The 18,940-nt window shown below is 63.3% G+C and carries 19 protein-coding genes; 5 read left to right on the top strand and 14 right to left on the bottom strand.

Annotation, left to right across the window (positions count from 1 at the left end; translation table 11 throughout):
• The first annotated feature begins 38 nt into the window (after positions 1-38).
• Both J8I87_RS37025 and J8I87_RS37030 read left to right on the top strand, forming a co-directional pair.
• Positions 39-1,829, top strand: a complete 1,791-nt coding sequence (locus J8I87_RS37025; RefSeq protein ID WP_209937312.1) for a M61 family metallopeptidase — start codon at positions 39-41, stop codon at positions 1,827-1,829.
• A 151-nt stretch (positions 1,830-1,980) separates the two neighbouring features.
• Complete coding sequence (locus J8I87_RS37030; protein WP_209937313.1) at positions 1,981-2,577, top strand: FMN-dependent NADH-azoreductase; 597 nt, start codon at positions 1,981-1,983, stop codon at positions 2,575-2,577.
• A 190-nt stretch (positions 2,578-2,767) separates the two neighbouring features.
• Here the strand turns inward: J8I87_RS37030 and J8I87_RS37035 are convergent, their stop codons facing one another.
• The 8 genes from J8I87_RS37035 to rpe all read right to left on the bottom strand — a co-directional run bounded on the left by J8I87_RS37035 (position 2,768) and on the right by rpe (position 10,102).
• The gene (locus tag J8I87_RS37035) at positions 2,768-3,583 is read right to left on the bottom strand and encodes a uracil-DNA glycosylase (RefSeq protein WP_209937315.1); all 816 of its coding nucleotides are present in this window, start codon (positions 3,581-3,583) and stop codon (positions 2,768-2,770) included.
• A 93-nt stretch (positions 3,584-3,676) separates the two neighbouring features.
• Positions 3,677-4,315: a CYTH domain-containing protein gene (locus J8I87_RS37040; RefSeq protein WP_209937316.1), complete on the bottom strand. Its 639-nt coding sequence runs from the start codon at positions 4,313-4,315 to the stop codon at positions 3,677-3,679.
• A 28-nt stretch (positions 4,316-4,343) separates the two neighbouring features.
• Entirely contained in the window at positions 4,344-5,129 is a 786-nt protein-coding gene (trpC, locus tag J8I87_RS37045; RefSeq protein WP_209937317.1) for an indole-3-glycerol phosphate synthase TrpC, read from the bottom strand.
• 18 nt (positions 5,130-5,147) lie between these two features.
• Complete coding sequence (gene trpD, locus J8I87_RS37050) at positions 5,148-6,176, bottom strand: anthranilate phosphoribosyltransferase (protein WP_209937318.1); 1,029 nt, start codon at positions 6,174-6,176, stop codon at positions 5,148-5,150.
• 22 nt (positions 6,177-6,198) lie between these two features.
• On the bottom strand, positions 6,199-6,786 hold the full coding sequence (locus J8I87_RS37055) for an aminodeoxychorismate/anthranilate synthase component II (RefSeq protein WP_209937319.1): 588 nt from the start codon (positions 6,784-6,786) through the stop codon (positions 6,199-6,201).
• Positions 6,787-6,799: 13 nt separating this feature from the next.
• Positions 6,800-8,293 carry an anthranilate synthase component I gene (trpE, locus tag J8I87_RS37060; protein ID WP_209937320.1) on the bottom strand — a complete coding sequence of 498 codons (1,494 nt, stop codon included), beginning with the start codon at positions 8,291-8,293 and terminating at the stop codon, positions 6,800-6,802.
• Between the two features lie 383 nt (positions 8,294-8,676).
• On the bottom strand, positions 8,677-9,417 hold the full coding sequence (locus tag J8I87_RS37065) for a phosphoglycolate phosphatase (RefSeq protein ID WP_209937322.1): 741 nt from the start codon (positions 9,415-9,417) through the stop codon (positions 8,677-8,679).
• A 1-nt stretch (position 9,418) separates the two neighbouring features.
• Positions 9,419-10,102: a ribulose-phosphate 3-epimerase gene (rpe, locus tag J8I87_RS37070; protein WP_209937323.1), complete on the bottom strand. Its 684-nt coding sequence runs from the start codon at positions 10,100-10,102 to the stop codon at positions 9,419-9,421.
• A gap of 268 nt (positions 10,103-10,370) precedes the next feature.
• Between rpe and apaG the strand changes: the two genes are divergently transcribed.
• Positions 10,371-10,745: a Co2+/Mg2+ efflux protein ApaG gene (gene apaG, locus J8I87_RS37075; protein ID WP_209937324.1), complete on the top strand. Its 375-nt coding sequence runs from the start codon at positions 10,371-10,373 to the stop codon at positions 10,743-10,745.
• 24 nt (positions 10,746-10,769) lie between these two features.
• Here apaG and J8I87_RS37080 read toward each other — a convergent pair whose 3' ends face one another.
• Positions 10,770-10,940, bottom strand: a complete 171-nt coding sequence (locus tag J8I87_RS37080) for a hypothetical protein (RefSeq protein ID WP_209937325.1) — start codon at positions 10,938-10,940, stop codon at positions 10,770-10,772.
• Between J8I87_RS37080 and J8I87_RS37085 the strand changes: the two genes are divergently transcribed.
• The gene (locus J8I87_RS37085; RefSeq protein WP_209937326.1) at positions 10,861-12,093 is read left to right on the top strand and encodes a murein transglycosylase A; all 1,233 of its coding nucleotides are present in this window, start codon (positions 10,861-10,863) and stop codon (positions 12,091-12,093) included. The two genes, J8I87_RS37080 and J8I87_RS37085, sit on opposite strands and share 80 nt — an antisense overlap.
• 99 nt (positions 12,094-12,192) lie before the next feature.
• Here J8I87_RS37085 and paaK read toward each other — a convergent pair whose 3' ends face one another.
• From paaK to paaN, 5 genes are all read right to left on the bottom strand, one after another.
• Entirely contained in the window at positions 12,193-13,497 is a 1,305-nt protein-coding gene (paaK, locus tag J8I87_RS37090; protein ID WP_209937328.1) for a phenylacetate--CoA ligase PaaK, read from the bottom strand.
• Positions 13,498-13,572: 75 nt separating this feature from the next.
• Positions 13,573-14,031, bottom strand: coding sequence for a hydroxyphenylacetyl-CoA thioesterase PaaI (gene paaI, locus J8I87_RS37095; protein WP_209937329.1), 459 nt, complete (start codon positions 14,029-14,031; stop codon positions 13,573-13,575).
• A 1-nt stretch (position 14,032) separates the two neighbouring features.
• Positions 14,033-14,824, bottom strand: a complete 792-nt coding sequence (gene paaG / locus J8I87_RS37100; RefSeq protein WP_209937330.1) for a 2-(1,2-epoxy-1,2-dihydrophenyl)acetyl-CoA isomerase PaaG — start codon at positions 14,822-14,824, stop codon at positions 14,033-14,035.
• 41 nt (positions 14,825-14,865) lie between these two features.
• Complete coding sequence (gene pcaF, locus J8I87_RS37105; protein WP_209937331.1) at positions 14,866-16,068, bottom strand: 3-oxoadipyl-CoA thiolase; 1,203 nt, start codon at positions 16,066-16,068, stop codon at positions 14,866-14,868.
• 138 nt (positions 16,069-16,206) lie between these two features.
• Positions 16,207-17,898, bottom strand: a complete 1,692-nt coding sequence (gene paaN / locus J8I87_RS37110) for a phenylacetic acid degradation protein PaaN (protein WP_209937332.1) — start codon at positions 17,896-17,898, stop codon at positions 16,207-16,209.
• A gap of 137 nt (positions 17,899-18,035) precedes the next feature.
• On the opposite strand from paaN, the gene J8I87_RS37115 reads away from it, so the two are divergent.
• Positions 18,036-18,812, top strand: a complete 777-nt coding sequence (locus J8I87_RS37115) for an enoyl-CoA hydratase (RefSeq protein ID WP_209937333.1) — start codon at positions 18,036-18,038, stop codon at positions 18,810-18,812.
• The last annotated feature ends 128 nt before the right edge of the window (positions 18,813-18,940 follow it).

Genomic DNA, 18,940 nt, shown 5'->3' on the forward strand with positions numbered 1-18,940 from the left:
CCTCAGAATTTCTCCCCGAGTCTCCACCACGAGCGCCGATGAAGCCCATCCGCTACACCATCGTTCCGAAGCAGCCCGCCGCCCATCTGTTCGAAGTCACCGTCACAGTCGCCGATCCCGATCCGTCCGGCCAGCGCTTCATGTTGCCCGTATGGATTCCGGGCAGCTACATGGTCCGCGAGTTCGCGCGCAATATCGTCACGCTGCGCGCGTTCAACGACGCCGGCCGCAAGGTGCGTATCGAAAAAACCGACAAGCACGCATGGCAGGCCGCGCCCGTGAAGGGCGCGCTGACGCTGCGCTACGAGGTGTACGCGTGGGACATGTCGGTGCGGGCCGCGCATCTGGACGACACCACGGGCTTCTTCAACGGCACGAGCGTGTTTCTGGCGCCCGTGGGCTTCGCGGATGCGCCGTGCGTCGTCGATATCCAGAAGCCGGCGGGCGCGCAGTTCCGCGACTGGCGCGTCTCGACGGCGCTGACGGAAGCGCGCGGCACGAAGCGCTACGGCTTCGGCGAATACACGGCGCAAAACTACGATGAGCTGATCGATCATCCCGTCACGCTCGGCGAGTTCGCGCTCGCAACGTTCGACGCGCATGGCGTGCCGCACGACATCGTGATCGCCGGGCGCGTGATCGGGCTGGATATGGCGCGGCTGTCGGCGGATCTGAAGCGCGTGTGCGAAGCGCAGATCGCGCTGTTCGAGCCGCGCTCGAAAAAAGCGCCGATGGACCGCTACGTGTTCATGACGCAGGCCGTCAGCGACGGCTACGGCGGACTGGAGCATCGCGCATCGACGGCGCTCATCTGCAACCGTTCGGACTTGCCCGTCGAAGGCCGCGACGAGACGACGGACGGCTACCGGACGTATCTGGGCCTGTGCAGCCACGAATACTTCCACACATGGAACGTGAAGCGCATCAAGCCGGCCGCGTTCGCGCCTTACGACCTCTCGCGGGAAAACTACACGTCGCTGCTGTGGCTGTTCGAGGGCTTCACGTCGTACTACGACGATCTGATGCTGGTGCGCAGCGGGCTGATCAAGGAAGCCGATTACTTCGCGCTGCTCGGCAAGACGATCGGCGGCGTGCTGCGCGGCAGCGGGCGCCTGAAGCAGACGGTCGCCGAAAGCTCTTTCGACGCGTGGATCAAGTATTACCGTCAGGACGAGAACGCGGCGAATGCGATCGTCAGCTACTACACGAAGGGTTCGCTCGTCGCTCTCGCGTTCGATCTGACGATTCGCGCGCAAACCCAGAACCGCAAATCGCTCGACGACGTGATGCGCCTGCTGTGGCAGCGCTACGGACGCGATTTCTATCGCGGCAACGCTCGGGGCATCGACGAATCCGAGGTCGAGTCGCTGTTCGCCGAAGCGACGGGAGCGGACCTGTCCGAGCTGTTCGCGCAAGGCGTGCGCGGGACGCGCGATCTCCCGCTCGAAGCGCTGCTCGAACCGTTCGGCGTGACGCTCGAGCCGGACGTCGATCCGAAGGCGAAGCCGTCGCTCGGCGCGCGCGTGCGCGGCGGCGCCGATTGCGCGCTGGCGGCCGTTCACGACGGAAGCGCGGCGCAGAAGGCAGGCCTTTCGGCGGGCGACGTGCTGATCGCCATCGACGGCCTGCGCGTGACGGGCTCGAACCTCGACGCGCTGCTGTCGCGCTACCAGCCCGGCGCCAAGGTCGAGGTGCATGCGTTCCGTCGCGACGAACTGCGCGTCGCGCAGGTCAAGCTCGACGGGCCGGACGTGTCGCGCTACAAGCTCACGGCAAACGACAGGCGCGCGTGGGCGAGCACGGCGCGCAAGCGCTGGCTCGGCAAGTAACGGCGCGCGCGGCCGTCTCGCAGGAAAGCCGGCGGCGCATTGTTCTACGGATGCAACAATCCGTCGCCGCCGCGCTACTTTTTCCCGGCCGGGGAAAAAAACACAATGGCTCCACTCGCGCAACACAGCGCGCCCCTAACTGGAGTCCCAGATGACCACGATCCTGCAAATCAACTCGTCGGCTCGCTCGCAAGGCGCTCAATCGACGCTGCTCGCCAACGAACTGACGGCAAAGCTGCAACAATCGAATCCGGGCGCGCAAGTCGTCGTCCGCAACCTGCACCAGGATGCACTGCCGCACCTCGACGACGCGATCCTCGGCGCGTTCTTCACGCCCGTCGAACAGCGCACGGCTGAGCAGCAAGCGATTGCTTCGCGCAGCGAAGCGCTGATCGCCGAACTGCAAGCCGCCGACGTCATCGTGATCGGCGCGCCGTTGTACAACTTCGGCATCTCGTCGCAACTGAAGACGTACTTCGACTTCATCGCACGCGCTGGCATCACGTTCAAGTACGGCGCGAACGGTCCGGAAGGCCTCGTGAAGGGCAAGAAGGTGTTCGTGGTGTCGGCACGCGGCGGCAAGTACGTCGGCACGCCGGGCGACACGCAGACGCCGTATCTGAAGACGTTCCTCGGCTTCCTCGGCATGACGGACGTGAACTTCATCTACGCCGAAGGCCTGAACATGGGTGAGGACGCAGCGAGCGCGGCACTGGCGGGCGCACGCGAAGCGATCGCCGCAGCGTAAGCGATTCGCAGATTCGTACGGCAGGCCATACGGCAAGCTTCCGGCGAGCCTTCGGCAAGCCTTCCGGCGAGCCGTTCGTCGATGCGATGCGGTTATCGGCCGCGTCGCGCCGACAAACAATAAACGCCACGGAACACAATTCCGTGGCGTTTTCTTTTGCGCTACGGCGCGTCGCGCCGGCTAGTGGGTGTCAGGCGAATACTTCGCCCGTTTCCGGCAAACGCCAGTCGATGGGGTCGCGCCCGTGCGCTTCGAGAAACTCGTTGGCGAGCGCGAAATGCCGGCAGCCGAGAAACCCGCGATGCGCGGACAACGGCGACGGATGCGGCGCTTCCAGCACGCAATGCGACTTGCCGCCGAGCAGCGCGCGCTTCGCTTGCGCATGCGCGCCCCACAGCATGAAGACGAGTCCTTCGTGGCGTACCGCGAGCTCGTGAATCAGCGTGTCCGTGCATTGTTCCCAGCCGCGTTTCGCGTGGCTCGCGGCACGATCGCGTTCGACCGTCAGCACCGTGTTCAACAGCAGTACGCCCTGTTTGGCCCATGCATCGAGGCAGCCGTGCTGCGGCGTCTCGTAGCCGAGGCTCGCGGCGATCTCCTTGAAGATGTTGCGCAGCGACGGCGGCGGCCGCACCGAGGGCGGCACGGAAAACGCGAGGCCGTGCGCCTGCGGCGTGCCGCGGTCTTCGCCGTGGTAAGGGTCCTGGCCGAGAATCACGACTTTCACATCGGCAGGACTTGTCAGGCGCAAAGCGCGGAACACGTCTGCGGGATAGACCGTCTTGCCCGCCGCGCGCTCCCCGTCGACGAAGCTGCACAACGGCGCATAGGCGTCGCTGTCGATGAAAGGCTTGAGATGCGCGCGCCATTCAGGCGGCAACGCGTCGAACTGGGATTCGAGTGTTTGCACGGGATGAGCGGGAGAGGGTGCGGCGGGGCCGGCGTCGTCGTCGGTGAAGAGCGACGGCTGCATCGGTTGGGTGCGGATACGTTTGGCGGAATTCATGGCGGGCTAGTGTAGCAAACGCTGCCCTGCTCAAGTCCGCGTATGTTTGCACGTCGCCTTGCCGTCGGCGTCCCGCCGCTTTGTTGCGCTGCGTTAGCGCGAGCCGCCGTCCTCGCGCAGACGATAACCGCGCTGCGCCTTGCTCGTATCGTCGGGTTGTAAGCCGTGAATCGCTTTCGCCAGTTCCGCCGACAGCGCGTGCAGCGCGCCCGCGTCGCCGTTTTTCAACTCCAGCTCGATCTCGCAGATCGGTGCGCGGCGCGTTTCGCCGTTCACATCCGCGAGGATTTCGCCCTGATCGACGGCCGCTTCGACATCCGCGCCTTCGATGCTCACATGCCAGATCGTCCGTGAGAAATTCGTGCTGAAGAGCGGAATCAATTCGTCGCGCGCGCGGCGCAATGCCTGTTTCGACGGTTCGTCGTCGCAGGCATCGAGCAGCGCGTCGATTTCGAGCGCGTTGCCTTTGACGGGCATTTCCCACTCGTGCCGGCTATGCAGACCGTCCTTCGCCGAGCCGACTGTCTTGTACGTCTGCAGCCAGCCGTCCGGGGTGCGGCGCACGCGCACGGCGCTCTTCGCGCGCGCGAGCGTCAGCGCGGGCGTATCGAAATAGGTGTTCTCCAGCGTGACCGTGCGGCCTGCGCTTCCTGCACGCCGGATAAACCATTGCGTCGCTGCGCCGATCTGGCCCGGCGGCAGCGACAGCTTGATTTCGTGTTCCATGCCCATCGCGCGACTCGCTTTCTAACCTGAGGGATCAGAAGAACATTCGCGCAAGTTCCGCGCCCGGTTCTTCGGCGCGCATGAACGCTTCGCCGACGAGGAACGTGTTGACGTCCATTGCCCGCATCCGTTCGACGTCGACGCGCGACAGAATGCCGGACTCGGTCACGACGATGCGATCGTCCGGAATCATGTCCAGCAAGCCGAGCGTGGTTTCGATCGACGTTTCGAACGTGCGCAGATTGCGGTTGTTCACGCCGATCAGCGGCGTTTTCAGCGTCAGTGCATCGACCAGTTCGTTCTTGTCGTGCACTTCGACGAGCACCGCAAGGCCAAGCGAATGCGCGTACGCTTCGAGCTCCTGCATCTGTGAGGTTTCGAGCGCGGCCACGATCAGCAGGATCGCGTCGGCGCCCATCGCGCGCGCTTCGAGAATCTGATACGGATCGACGATGAAGTCCTTGCGGATGACGGGCAGGTCGCAGGCGGCACGCGCCTCTTCCAGATACGCCGCGCTGCCCTGGAAGAACTGCACGTCGGTCAGCACGGACAGACACGCCGCACCGTGCTTCGCGTACGAACGCGCGATGTCGGCGGGCACGAAATGCTCGCGCAGCACGCCCTTCGACGGGCTCGCTTTCTTGACCTCCGCGATCACGGCCGCGAGGCCAGTCTCATGCTTCGCGCGGATCGCGCCGACGAAATCGCGCAGATCGCGCGCGGATGCCTGCAGGCGCAGCTCTTCGAGCGGCGCGCTTTGCTGCGCGGCGCGAATTTCTTCGCGCTTGACGCCGATGATGCGGTCCAGAATATCGCTCATGTGAATCCCGTTGCAGAGTTACTGCTTGAATTGTTGCGTGAAGCGGACCAGCTCATCGACCTTCGCGCGCGCCTTGCCGCTCGCGATCGCCTCGCGGGCCAGTTGAATGCCGTCCGCGATCGATTCCGTGGCGTTCGCCGCGTACAGCGCCGTGCCCGCGTTCAGCGTGACGATTTCGCGCGCGACGCCAGGCTTGTTGTCGAGCGCTTCGAGCAGCAGCACTTTCGACTCGTTTGCGTCCGCCACCTTCAGCGTCCGGTTCGACACCATCTGCATCCCGAAGTCCTCAGGATGAATCTCGTACTCGCGCACTTCGCCGTCGCGCAGCTCACCGACGAGCGTCGCCGCGCCAAGCGACACTTCATCCATGCCGTCCCTACCATACACGACCAGCACGTGCTTTGCGCCGAGACGCTGCATCACCCGCACCTGAATGCCGACGAGGTCCGGGTGAAACACGCCTTGTAGCTGGTTCGGCGCGCCGGCGGGGTTCGTCAGCGGACCCAGGATGTTGAAGATGGTCCGCACGCCGAGTTCGCGGCGCACGGGCGCGATGTTTTTCATCGCGGGATGATGGTTTGGCGCGAACATGAAACCCATGCCCGTTTCGGCGATCGATGCGGCCACCTGTTCCGGCTGCAAGTCGATGTTGACGCCGAGCGCTTCGAGCACGTCGGCGCTGCCCGACTTGCTCGACACACCGCGGTTGCCGTGCTTCGCGACCTTCGCGCCCGCCGCCGCCGTGACGAACATCGTCGCCGTCGAGATGTTGAACGTGTGCGAGCCGTCGCCGCCCGTGCCGACGATATCGACGAAGTTCGAGTTGTCCTGCACGTCCACATGCCGTGCGAACTCGCGCATCACCGTGGCGGCCGCGGTGATTTCGCCGATGGTCTCTTTTTTGACGCGCAAGCCGGTGATGATCGCGGCCGCCATCACGGGCGACATGTCGCCGCGCATGATGAGCCGCATCAGGTGCAGCATTTCGTCGTGGAAAATCTCGCGATGCTCGATCGTGCGTTGCAGCGCTTCCTGGGGCGTGATCATGGTGACGTCTCCTCTTTTACTTTCAGGCGCTGCGTGCCGCAGCCTTCGACTGCTTCACGAAGTTTTCGAGCAATGCGTGGCCGTGTTCCGACAGGATCGATTCCGGGTGGAACTGCACGCCTTCGACGGGCAGCGTCTTGTGACGAACGCCCATGATTTCGCCGTCGTCGGTCCATGCGGACACTTCGAGGCAATCGGGCAGCGACTCGCGCTCGATCGCGAGCGAGTGATAGCGTGTGACGGTGAAATGCTTCGGCAGGTCGGAGAATACGCCTTTGCAGTCGGTTTCGATCTGGCTCACCTTGCCGTGCATGATGGTCTGCGCGCGCACGACGCGGCCGCCGAACGCTTCGCCGATCGCCTGATGGCCAAGGCACACACCGAGAATCGGATACTTGCCGGAGAATTCGCGCAGCACGTCGAGCGTGATGCCCGCGTGTTGCGGATTGCTCGGCCCCGGCGACAGACAGATCCGCTCGGGATTGAGCTTCGCGATTTCCTCGAGCGTGATTTCGTCGTTGCGATAGGTCCGCACGTCTTCGCCGAGTTCGCCGAAGTACTGGACCAGGTTATAGGTGAACGAGTCGTAGTTGTCGATCATCAGCAGCATGGTCAGTCTCCCGTCAGAAGTCGCTATCGAGGCCGTCTTGGACCTGCTCGGCGGCGCGCAGCACCGCGCGCGCCTTGTTCTCGGTCTCTTGCCATTCGGATTCGGGCACCGAGTCGGCGACCACGCCCGCTGCCGCCTGCACGTACAGATTGCCGTTGCAGATCACGCCTGTGCGGATCGTGATCGCGAGGTCCATCTCGCCCGTGAACGACAGATAGCCGACGGCGCCGCCGTACAGGCCACGCTTCACGGGTTCGAGTTCGTCGATCAGTTCCATTGCGCGCACCTTCGGGGCGCCCGACAGCGTACCCGCCGGGAACGTTGCGCGCAGCACGTCGAAGTTGGTCATGCCCGGCTTCAGCTTGCCTTCGACGGAGCTGACGATGTGCTGCACGTGCGAGTACTTTTCGATCACCATCTTGTCGGTCACGGCCACCGAGCCGATCTCCGCGATGCGGCCCACGTCGTTGCGCGCAAGGTCGATCAGCATCACGTGCTCGGCGATTTCCTTCGGGTCGTTCAACAGTTCCGTCGCTAGTTCGGCGTCGCGCTCGGGCGTGTTGCCGCGCGGACGCGTGCCCGCGAGCGGCCGGATCGTGACGATGCGGTCTTCATTGCGCTTTTCCTGACGCACGAGAATTTCCGGCGACGCGCCGACCACATGGAAATCGCCGAAGTTGTAGTAATACATGTACGGCGACGGATTCAGCGAACGCAGCGCGCGGTACAGCGACAGTGGATTGTCGCGATACGGCTTGGTCAGGCGCTGACCGACCTGCACCTGCATCAGTTCGCCCGCGGCGATGTATTCCTTCGCCTTGCGCACGGCGGCGAGGTAATCGTCCTTCTTGAATTCGCGGTAGATCTCGGTGCGCACGCTCGCCGACGTGACGGGCGGCTGCACGGTCGTGCGCAGGCGCTGCTTCAGTTCGCGCAGACGCTGCTTCGCACGCGTGTACGCCTCGGGCGTGGTCGGATCGGCGTAGATCACGAGGTACAGCTTGCCCGCGAGGTTGTCGATGACGGCGACTTCTTCCGTCAGCAGCAGCTGGATGTCGGGCAGGTTCAGATCGTCGGGCGGCGCGGTATCCGCGAGCTTCTTCTCGATGTAGCGCACGGCGTCGTAGCCGAAGTAGCCGGCAAGACCGCCCGCGAAACGCGGCAGGCCCGGGCGCAGCGCGACCTTGAAGCGGCCCTGGAACTTCTGGATGAATTCGAGCGGGTCGCCTTCTTGCGTCTCGACGACCTTGCCGTCCTTCACGACTTCCGTGACGCCGTTGCGCGTACGGATCAGCGTGCGTGCCGGCAGGCCGATGAACGAGTACCGGCCAAAGCGCTCGCCGCCCACCACTGATTCGAGCAGAAACGAGTTCGCGCCGTTGCGCTCGGTTTGCGCAAGCTTCAGGTACAGCGAAAGCGGCGTTTCGAGGTCGGCCAGCGCTTCGGCGATCAGCGGGATGCGATTGAAGCCCTCGTTCGCGAGGGACTGAAATTCGAGTTCGGTCATGTTCCGATCCTGTTCGTACGTCCGGCCGTCGTAGGCGTCGGACAAAGCGGGGCTGCGTTACCGGTCGATTGTGCTCGTCACAGGTAATGAGACCGGCGCGCGCTTTCCCGACGACGCATGCACGGCTTCACAGCACGACGATAGTACGCAAGGTACACGACGGCTAGCTGAAACTGGATGCAGCGACGTTGTGGGCCGGTCAAACCGGCGGTTCGGGAAAGCGCGGTGAGCGCAGCGAAATAAAAAACGGGTGCCGAAGACGAGCTTCAGCGTACCTCGGACGAGGTGTTAGCGCGACCAGCGACGCCAGGGCCAGGCTCCCCGGTCGATCGTGCTCAGACTCCGTTTTTTATTCAGAAACATGAGGAAGACTTTGGTTTAAGTCAGGGATCAGATGCAGCCGATTGTACTGCATTGTGCGCTGCGATCGCTTCGGCGGCGCCCAACAGCGACACAACTATACCATCCGACTTTATGGTTTGCACAGATTCGCCGTGATTGTAGCCATACGGGACGGTCAGCGTCGCCATGCCCGCCGCGCGGCCCGCGAACGCATCGTTCTGCGAATCGCCGATCGCGACGGCCTCGCTGGGCGAGACGTCGAGCGCTTTGCAGGCGGTAAGCATCGGCAGCGGATCGGGCTTTTTCGCCGCGACGCTGTCGCCGCCCAACACGACATCGAAGTAGCGCAGGAGCCCATGATGTTCGAGCAACTGCGTCGCGAAGCGATGCGGCTTGTTGGTCACGCACGCGAGCTTCACACCCGTATCGCGTAACGCGATCAGCCCCGCTTCGACATCCGGATAAAGCCGCGTATGAAGACCGTTGATCTTCGCGTACTCCTCCTGGTAGATCGCAAGCGCCTCGTCAAAACGCGATTGCGCGAACGCGGTGTCGAAGCGCGGCGCGAGCACGCTGCGGATCAGGTGCTCCGAGCCTTTGCCGACATAGTCGATCACTTCTTCGCGCGTGGTTTCTTCCGCGTCGAGTTGCGCGAGCATCCCATTCAGCGATGCCGTGAAGTCGTCGGCGGTATCGACCATCGTGCCGTCGAGGTCGACGATCGCCGCGCGAATTTTCCCGGCTGTGAACGCGGGAGCGGGGTAACGAGGCGGCGTTTGCATCTCAGCGCCCGACGGAAGCCAGCTTGCTGCGCATCTCGCTGATGATGGTCTTGTAGTCCGGATGGCCGAAGATCGCCGAGCCCGCCACGAACGTGTCCGCGCCCGCTGCCGCGATTTCCGCGATGTTGTCGACCTTCACGCCGCCGTCCACTTCGAGATGAATCTCGCGGCCCGTCTTCTCCTTATAGGCGTCGATGCGCGCGCGTGCTTCGCGCAGCTTGTTCAGCGCCTCGGGAATGAACGACTGCCCGCCGAAGCCCGGATTCACCGACATGATCAGCACCAGGTCCAACTTGTCCATCACGTGATCGAGATAGTTCAGCGGCGTGGCGGGATTGAACACGAGGCCGGCCTTGCAGCCGTGATCGCGAATCAGCGACAGCGTGCGGTCGATGTGATCCGAGCCTTCCGGGTGAAAGCTGATCAAGTTCGCGCCGGCCTTCGCGAAGTCGGGGACGATGCGGTCGACGGGACGCACCATCAGATGCACATCGATGGGGACCTGCACGTGCGGGCGAATCGCTTCGCACACGAGCGGACCGATCGTCAGGTTCGGGACGTAATGGTTGTCCATCACGTCGAAGTGAATCCAGTCGGCGCCGGCGGCGACGACATTGCGGACTTCTTCCCCGAGTCGAGCGAAGTCGGCGGACAGGATGCTGGGAGCGATGCGGAATTGAGTCATGGCGTGGGGAGAGGCGGGAGACCGAAAACCGCTATTTTAGCCCCGCCCGGCGCGCCGTTGCCTTGGGCGGCGCGGCCGTCGTCCGGCGGTCGGCGGAGTCGGTGCGCGCTTTATCCGTTTGGCCGATGCGGTTGCGGGCCTGCGCTGCATCAAGCAGAATGCCAAACCATGTCAATGCCTGCGCGGGCGCGTCGCAATCAGCGCGCAAGCCGCCTGCGCACGGCCCCGCGCGGGTCGAAAGCGCGCTTCGCTCACCATCGGAATCAGCATGAGTCAGTACGAATTCAGCGTGTCCTCCCAGGTCCGGTACATCTCTGAGGAGTCGGACCCGGAGCATCGGAAATACGCCTTCGCCTACACACTCACGATCCGCAACACCGGCCAGGTCACCGCGCAGTTGATCGCGCGCCACTGGGTCATCACGGATAGCGAAAATCGGATTCAGGAAGTGAAGGGGCTGGGCGTCGTCGGGCATCAGCCGTTGCTGAAGCCGGGCGAGCAATTCGAGTACACCAGCTATGCCGTGATCGCGACGCCCGTGGGGACGATGCGCGGCGAATATTTCTGCGTGGCGGAGGACGGCGCGCGCTGGGAAGCGCCCGTGCCGGAATTCGTCCTGCGCATGCCGCGCACGCTGCATTGAACGGAAGGCGCCGAACGTGGTCAGTTAGCGACGCGTTTGTTGCTGCGGCGGGACCTGTTTCGTGTCCTGCTTCTGGCGTGCAGCTTTTTTCTTGCCGGACGCCGTCCACACGACAATGAAAATCAGCAGGAAAAGCGCGAGGAGCGACTCCAGCGCGAAGATGAGCATTGGGTATTCGTCGAGCAGATCAGACATGGCAGTTTCCATCGAGAACAATCATTGTATGCGTTTTGCCCGCCGGGCCGCCGCCTGGGCGGGGGCGCTGTCGGTTGCCGTGCTGCTTGCGTCGTGCGGCGGCAGCGGCGTGGTGCGGCCGTCCGTGTCGCCGCCAACGGGCGCCGCGGTCGTCCCGGGCCAGATGGCTGCCCAGCGGCTCACACCCGTCGCGTGGCAGCAAGTGCCGGGCTGGCAGGACGATTCGCTGATCGGTGCGGCAGCGGCGCTCCGGCAGAACTGTGTGCGTCTCGCGACGCAGCCGACGTGGCGGCGCGCCTGCGCGGCGGCGTTGCTGCTGGACGACCTGGACGTGGCTAGCGCACGCACTTTCTTCGAAAGTTACTTCACGCCGTTCCAGTTCGCGAACACTGACGGGACGCTCGATGGCCTCGTGACAGGCTATTACGAGCCGCTTTTGCGCGGTTCGCGCGTGCGACGTGGGGTCTATCAGACGGCACTGTATCGTTGGCCTTCGGCGTATCGGCCGGGTTCTCCGTTGCCCGCGCGCGCGCAACTCGAACGCTCGGGCGCGCTGACCGGCAACGAGCTGGTTTGGGTCGACGATCCCATCGAGGCTTTCTTCCTGCAGGTGCAAGGCTCAGGACGCATCGTGATGGACGACGGCAGCGTGATGCGTGTCGGCTTTGGCGGGACGAACAACCAGCCGTACAAGTCGATTGGCCGCTGGCTGCTCGACCGGGGCGAACTGACGCCGGCGCAGGCGACGATGCAAGGCATCAAGGGATGGGCCCGCACGAACCCGACGCGCGTCGATGCGCTGCTGGATACGAACCCGCGCTTCGTATTCTTCCGTGAGATGCCGTCGAACGAGACGGCACCATCTGGTGGCGCCGATGGTCCGATCGGCGCGCTGGGCGTGCCGCTCACGCCGGAGCGGTCGATCGCCGTCGACCCGTCGTCGATTCCGCTCGGCACGCCGGTGTTTTTGCAGACGACGCGTCCGATGACCAATTCACCGATGAATCGCCTGGTGTTTGCTCAAGACACGGGTTCGGCGATCAAGGGCGGCGTGCGCGCCGATTATTTCTGGGGACTGGGCGACGAAGCTGGCGATTTGGCCGGCAAGATGAAACAGGCGGGGCGTATGTGGCTGCTGCTGCCCAATTCCTGAGCTTCTGATCTTGCGCGAATGGCCCGACGGACGGCTCGTGCGTCCGCCGTCGGGCCTTCGCTCTTTACGCGCTCCGTTTTCGTCCGTTTGCGTTGACGGTCACGCGCCGAGCCTGCGCTTGTCGACCACCCGACGCGCCTTGCCCACTGAGCGCTCGATGCCATTGACGTCGAGAACCACCACATTCGCGGTCACGCCGATCATTGCCTTGATGTCATAGGCGAGCGCCTGTTTCGCGGCCATCAGCGTTGCCGTATCCGGCGCGGTCTCTGGACACGGTTCTACGTTCAGCGTCATCACGTCCAGCGGACCTTCCTTGGTCAGCACGATCTGGTAGTGCGGCGCGAGTGCGTGCTGCTTCAGCAGAAGCTCTTCGATCTGCGTCGGGAATACGTTGACACCGCGAATGATCATCATGTCGTCGGAGCGGCCAGTGATCTTTTCCATGCGACGCATCGTGCGCGCGGTGCCCGGCAACAGACGCGTCAGATCGCGCGTGCGATAACGGATGATGGGCAGCGCTTCCTTCGTGAGGGACGTGAACACCAGTTCGCCGAGCTCGCCGTCGGGGAGCACTTCGCCCGTTTCGGGATTGATGACCTCGGGATAGAAGTGGTCTTCCCAGATCGTCGGGCCGTCTTTGGTTTCGACGCATTCCGACGCCACGCCTGGACCCATCACTTCGGACAGGCCGTAGATGTCCACGGCGTCGATGCCCATCCGTTCCTCGATCGCGCGGCGCATGTCGTTGGTCCAGGGTTCCGCGCCGAATATGCCGATGCGCAACGAGCAGTCCCTCGGATTGACGCCTTGGCGCTCCAGCTCGTCGGCGATCGACAGCATGTAGCTCGGGGTGACCATGATGATGTCAGGACGGAAGTCCTGGATTAGCTGCACCTGCTTTTCGGTCTGTCCACCGCCAAACGGAATCACCGTAAGGCCGGCGCGCTCCGCGCCATAATGCGCGCCGAGTCCGCCTGTGAAGAGCCCGTAGCCGTAACTCACATGCACCTTGTCGCCGCGCCGCGCGCCCGCTGCACGGATCGAGCGCGCGACGAGATTCGCCCAGTTGTCGATGTCGCGCGCGGTGTACCCGACCACGGTCGGCTTGCCCGTCGTACCCGACGACGCGTGAATGCGCGAAATCTGATCTTGCGGCACGGCAAAGAGGCCGAACGGGTAGTTGTCGCGCAGATCCTTCTTTGTCGTGAAAGGGAAGCGCGACAGATCGGACAGTGCCTTCAGTTCAGACGGATGCACGCCCGCTTCGTCGAACTTGCGTCGATAGACGGGTGAATTTTCATACGCATGCGTGAGCGACCATTTCAACCGTTCGAGCTGAAGCGTAGCGAGTTCGTCGCGGCTCGCCTTTTCGATGGGGTCGAGAGGGAGCGGGGTAGTCATCGAATGTCTCCTTGATTTCAGAATAGGATGCCGCGCGAGAGGCGAAGCAGTTACTTGTGATCGTCTGCGCGCCAGTCAATTGACGGGGATCACTGTGCCTTTGATCTGCGCGGACTTGCCGCGAAACATCGCAACGGTCTCATTCGCGCGATTCGTGACGCGAATGTCGTAGATGCCGTTTCGGCCGCTCAATGTCTGCTCGACGGCTTCCGCGGTGAGGATGTCGCCGCCTTGCACTGGACGCAGAAACTCGACCGAACAGCCCGCTGCGACGGTGCTGATGTTGTATGAGTTGCAGGCGAACGCGAATGCTGAGTCGGCCAGCGTGAATATGAGTCCGCCGTGACAGATCTCGTGGCCGTTCAGGAAGTCCGGCCGCACGCTCATGCGCAGACGAGCGTACCCTGCGCGAACTTCGAGAATCTCGATGCCGAGAGCCTTGCTGCAGGCGTCGTTTGCGTACATCGCGTCGGCGGTCGCGCGGGCGAGTTCGTCGGGTGTCATCGGGTTGCTCAAATCCGGTTGAGTTGACATGTCAGCGGCCCTCGAAGCGCGGCGCACGCTTTTCGATAAACGCACGGACACCTTCCGCATAGTCATGCGAAGCGCCAAGTTCGCGTTGCAGGTCACGTTCGAGATCGAGTTGCTGATCGAGCGTTTGCGTTGCGCTTGCCCGCATGGATTGCTTGATGGCAGCGATCGCGCGTGTCGGTTGCTGCGCGAGTTGCGTGGCGAGCCGGGTTGCGGCGCTTTGCAGTTCGGCGTCGTCGATCACTTGCCAGATCAGCCCCCAGCTCTCAGCCTGTTCTGCGCTGAGCTTGTCGCCTGTGATGGCGAGGCCGAGCGCGCGGGCCATGCCGACTCGCTGCGGCAGGAACCACGTACCGCCGGAATCGGGCACGAGGCCGATTTTCACGAATGCCTGAATGAAGCTCGCCGAACGTGCGGCCAACACGAGGTCGCAGGCCAGCGCGAGATTCGCGCCCGCGCCCGCGGCCGTGCCGTTCACGGCCGCGATTACTGGCAGCGGCAGCCCTTGCAGGCGTCGGATCAGCGGATTGAAATGCTTGTCGATCAAATCGCCCAAGTCTGTCATCGAGCCCGGTGTAAAGTCGAGATCGGCCAGATCCTGGCCGGCGCAGAAGCCGCGGCCTGCGCCAGTGAGCACGAGAGCGCGGGCGCCGGCGGCTTCGACTTTATCCAGCGCCACGCCCAGTTCCTGATGCATGGCTCGCGTGAAGCTGTTCAGCTTGTCGGGACGGTTCAGCGTCACAGTGGCGACGCGCGTTGCCGCGTCGATGTCTACGCGGATCGCTTCATATGGCATCGATTGTCTCCTCCTTCATACGGTTCCGGATGCGATAGCGTTCAGACGCGCTCGATCGCGAGCGCGATGCCCTGTCCGACGCCGATACACATCGTGCATAGAGCGAAGCGGCCGTTGATGCGCTCAAGTTGATACAACGCGGTCGTGATCAGGCGCGCACCCGACGCACCGAGCGGATGGCCGAGTGCGATGGCGCCGCCATTCGGATTCACGCGCGGATCGTCGTCGCGCAAACCGAGTCGGCGCAGGACGGCGAGGCCTTGCGACGCGAACGCTTCGTTGAGTTCGATGACGTCGAACTGGTCGAGTGTCATGTTGAGTTGTTTCAGGAGTTTCTGCGTGGCCGGTGCTGGCCCGATACCCATGATGCGTGGCTCGACGCCAGCCGTCGCCATGCCGATCACGCGAGCGCGGCGGCGCAGGCCGTACTGGTCTGCCGCAGCCTGATTGGCGAGCAGAAGCGCGCATGCGCCGTCGTTGACGCCGGAAGCGTTGCCGGCCGTCACCGATCCGTCGGGGTGCACGACACCCTTCAGTTTGCCAAGCGTCTCAAGCGACGTTTCGCGCGGATGCTCGTCGATTTCCACTCGAACGGGCTCACCCTTCTTCTGCGGAATCTCGACAGGAACGATTTCCTGCGCGAGCGTGCCGTCTTTTTGCGCGCGAGCTGCCTTTTCCTGGCTGCGCAGCGCAAAAGCGTCCTGATCGGCGCGGCTTACGTTGAATTCGACGGCCACGTTTTCTGCCGTTTCGGGCATCGAGTCGACGCCATATTCGCGCCTCATCTGCGTGTTGACGAAGCGCCAGCCGATGGTCGTGTCGTAGATGTCGGACTGCCGCGAAAACGCGGAGGTCGCCTTGCCCATCACGAACGGTGCGCGCGTCATGCTCTCGACGCCGCCTGCGATCATCAGACGTGCCTCACCCGCCTTGATTGCGCGGGCGGCCGACCCGACGGCATCCATGCCCGACCCGCACAGCCGGTTGATCGTGGCGCCAGGCGCGTCGGTCGGCAAACCGGCGAGCAGCGCGGACATGCGCGCGACGTTGCGGTTATCTTCGCCCGCCTGGTTCGCGCAGCCGTAAATCACATCGTCGAGAGCGCGCCAGTCCACACCCGGATTGCGTTCGATCAGCGCCCTGATCGGAACCGCGCCGAGGTCGTCGGCACGGACGTCTTTCAATGCGCCGCCATAGCGGCCGAAGGGAGTGCGAATCGCGTCACAGATAAAGGCGTCGGTCATGTCGGGGTTCCCGCGAAGAGGGACCGGCGAAAGCACCGGCCCGTGGACTGCATGGTAGTTCGACGTTTGCACCGTGCTCAATCGGCCCGAAGTTATAGGCCAAAGCGTCGGTCAAACGTCCTATGTCGTTCGGCCGACTTATGCCGGCACGGCTTTCGGTTCAACATGAACCCGGCTTTGAACGACGCGGAAACGGTTTGCCACGAAGGCTGCGTCGGCGAGCGCGGCATTCGCAGCGGGGTTGGCACCCGTTCCGTGGAAGTCTGAAAATGCCGCCGACTGATTGACGAAAACGCCGCCCGTCAGGTTGATGGACAGTGCGACGCCGCCGCGAATCGAGGCTTCAGTGGCGGCTTCGATCACCTTGTCGTCGGTGCTGTAGACAGAGAACGTGAGCGCTCCGTGTTCAGCGGCGATACGGCCAGCGAGGTCGAGCGACTGTTCGGTCGAGTCCGTTGCGATCACGAACGAGATCGGGCCGAACCACTCCTTTGTGAACAGTGCTTCGTCCTTTGCGGCGTCGAGTTGCAGAACCAGCGGTGTACGCACGCGCGCGCCGGCGAACGCCGGATGTTCGAGGGTCTGGCTGTCCGCCAGGACGTGCCCGAGCTTGCGGGCTTCGTCGATGCGCTGGGTCACGCCTTCGTTCTGGATCGCGCCCAGCAGTTCGACTGCGCGGGCGGGGTCTGAGCCGAGCTTCTGGACGGCGCTTGCAATTGCTTCGGCAACGGCTTCGAACGCGATCGTGCCTTCGGGTGTGCGGATGCCGTCGCGTGGCACATAAATGTTCTGCGGGGCGGTACACATCTGGCCCGAGTACAGCGCCAGCGAGAAGGCAATATTGCGCGCGGCTGCTTTGAGATCGTCGACGGAGTCGATCACGATCTGGTTTACGCCGGCTTTTTCGGTGAACACTTGCGCCTGATGTGCATTGCGCTCAAGCCAAGTGCCGTTTTGCGTGCTGCCCGTGAAGTCGATCAGCTTGATCTCCGGACGGCGTGCGAGGCTCTGAACAAGTTCGCCGTCGTTCGGATCGGTCGCGAGCAGAGTCACCACGTTCGGATCGAAGCCGGCTTCACGCAACACGTCGCGTGCAACACGCACCGTGATCGCGAGCGGCAGGATTGCGCCCGGATGCGGCTTGACGATGACGGTGTTACCGGTTGCGAGATCGGCGAAAAGGCCTGGGTAGCCGTTCCAGGTCGGGAACGTGCAACACCCGAGGACGAGACCCGTACCGCGCGGCACGATGCTGAAGCGCTTCTGCATCGCCAGCGGCGGGTTCTTGCCTTGTGGCTTTTCCCAGTGAGCGTCGGCGGGGATCCGGCGCAACTGGTCCCAGGCGTAGGCGATGGCTTCGAGTGCACGGTCCTGGGCGTGCGGACCGCCGGCCTGGAACGCCATCATGAAGGCTTGGCCAGTCGTGTGCATCACGCTGTAGCCAATTTCGAAGCTCAAGCGGTTGATGCGCAAGAGGATTTCGAGGCTTACGCCAATCCATGCCTTCGGACCCGCTTCGCGCCATTGGCGTTGAGCCTGGGTCGCTGCAGCGATGAGTGCGTCGGGAGTCGACTTCGGGTAACGGATGCCGAGCGGAAAACCGAATGGCGAGTGCTCAGCGCCGACCGTCTCGCCGGTGCTTGGCTGATCGAGTTCGAATGCCTGGTTCAGAAGAGCCTTGAAGGCTGCTTCACCGTCCGCGTTCGCGGTTTCCCCGTACACTTTGGGACTGGGCAATTCGGAGTAGGGGCTCCAGTAGCCGCGGCTTTCGATGGCAGCAAGCGCTTTCTGCAGCGTGTCTTCGTGCTTCGTAAACAGTGGATGGGTCATGGCGGGCGACATGTTGACTTAAACGTTAGAGGCAACCTTGCCGATTTATTGACCGACCGGTTGGTTGGTGAATGTTAGCATTATTGGGATGAGGCGCGAGCCTCTTGCATCTGCAGGTAAACACTTAGGAGGAGTGCATGGCTTTCGAGAACATTCTGGTAGAGACACGCGGACGGGTGGGTCTCATTACGCTTAACCGCCCAAAGGCGCTGAATGCGCTAAACGACGCGCTGATGGATGAACTGGGTGACGCGCTGCGAGAGTTCGACTCGAATGAGGGCATTGGCGCAATTGTCATTACCGGAAGTGAAAAGGCATTTGCAGCAGGCGCAGACATCGGAATGATGGCGACCTATTCCTATATGGATGTCTACAAGGGCGACTACATTACCCGCAATTGGGAAGCGATCCGATCGGTTCGCAAGCCGATCATCGCGGCGGTTGCCGGGTTCGCGTTGGGCGGTGGCTGCGAGCTGGCGATGATGTGCGATATGGTTTTCGCCGCCGACACGGCAAAGTTTGGTCAGCCCGAGATCAAGCTGGGCGTCATGCCGGGCGCGGGCGGTACGCAGCGCTTGCCGCGCGCGGTATCAAAGGCCAAGGCGATGGATCTGTGCCTCACGGCGCGATTCATGGATGCGGCCGAGGCCGAGCGTTCGGGGCTGGTGTCGCGCGTGATCCCAGTGGCAAATTTGATCGACGAGGCAATCGCGGCTGCAGCGACGATCGCCGAGTTTCCTATGCCGGCTGTGATGATGGTGAAGGAGTCGGTTAATCGCGCATACGAGACGACGTTGGCAGAGGGCGTGCATTTCGAGCGCCGATTGTTCCACTCGCTGTTTGCGACTGAGGATCAGAAAGAGGGCATGGCGGCATTCGTCGAGAAGCGCAAGCCAGTCTTTAAACATCGCTAAGGGTTTCGCTCAAAAAACCGCTTGCAAGCGCTGAGGCAAGTGTCTAGAATGCCCGTCTTTCGCGCTGCGGCCAACGCGGCGCGAGGGAAACGAGGAAGGCGGGAAAGCCAGCAGTGACAGGGTTTTTC

This window comes from Paraburkholderia sp. LEh10, assembly GCF_017814945.1.
GTDB lineage: Bacteria > Pseudomonadota > Gammaproteobacteria > Burkholderiales > Burkholderiaceae > Paraburkholderia.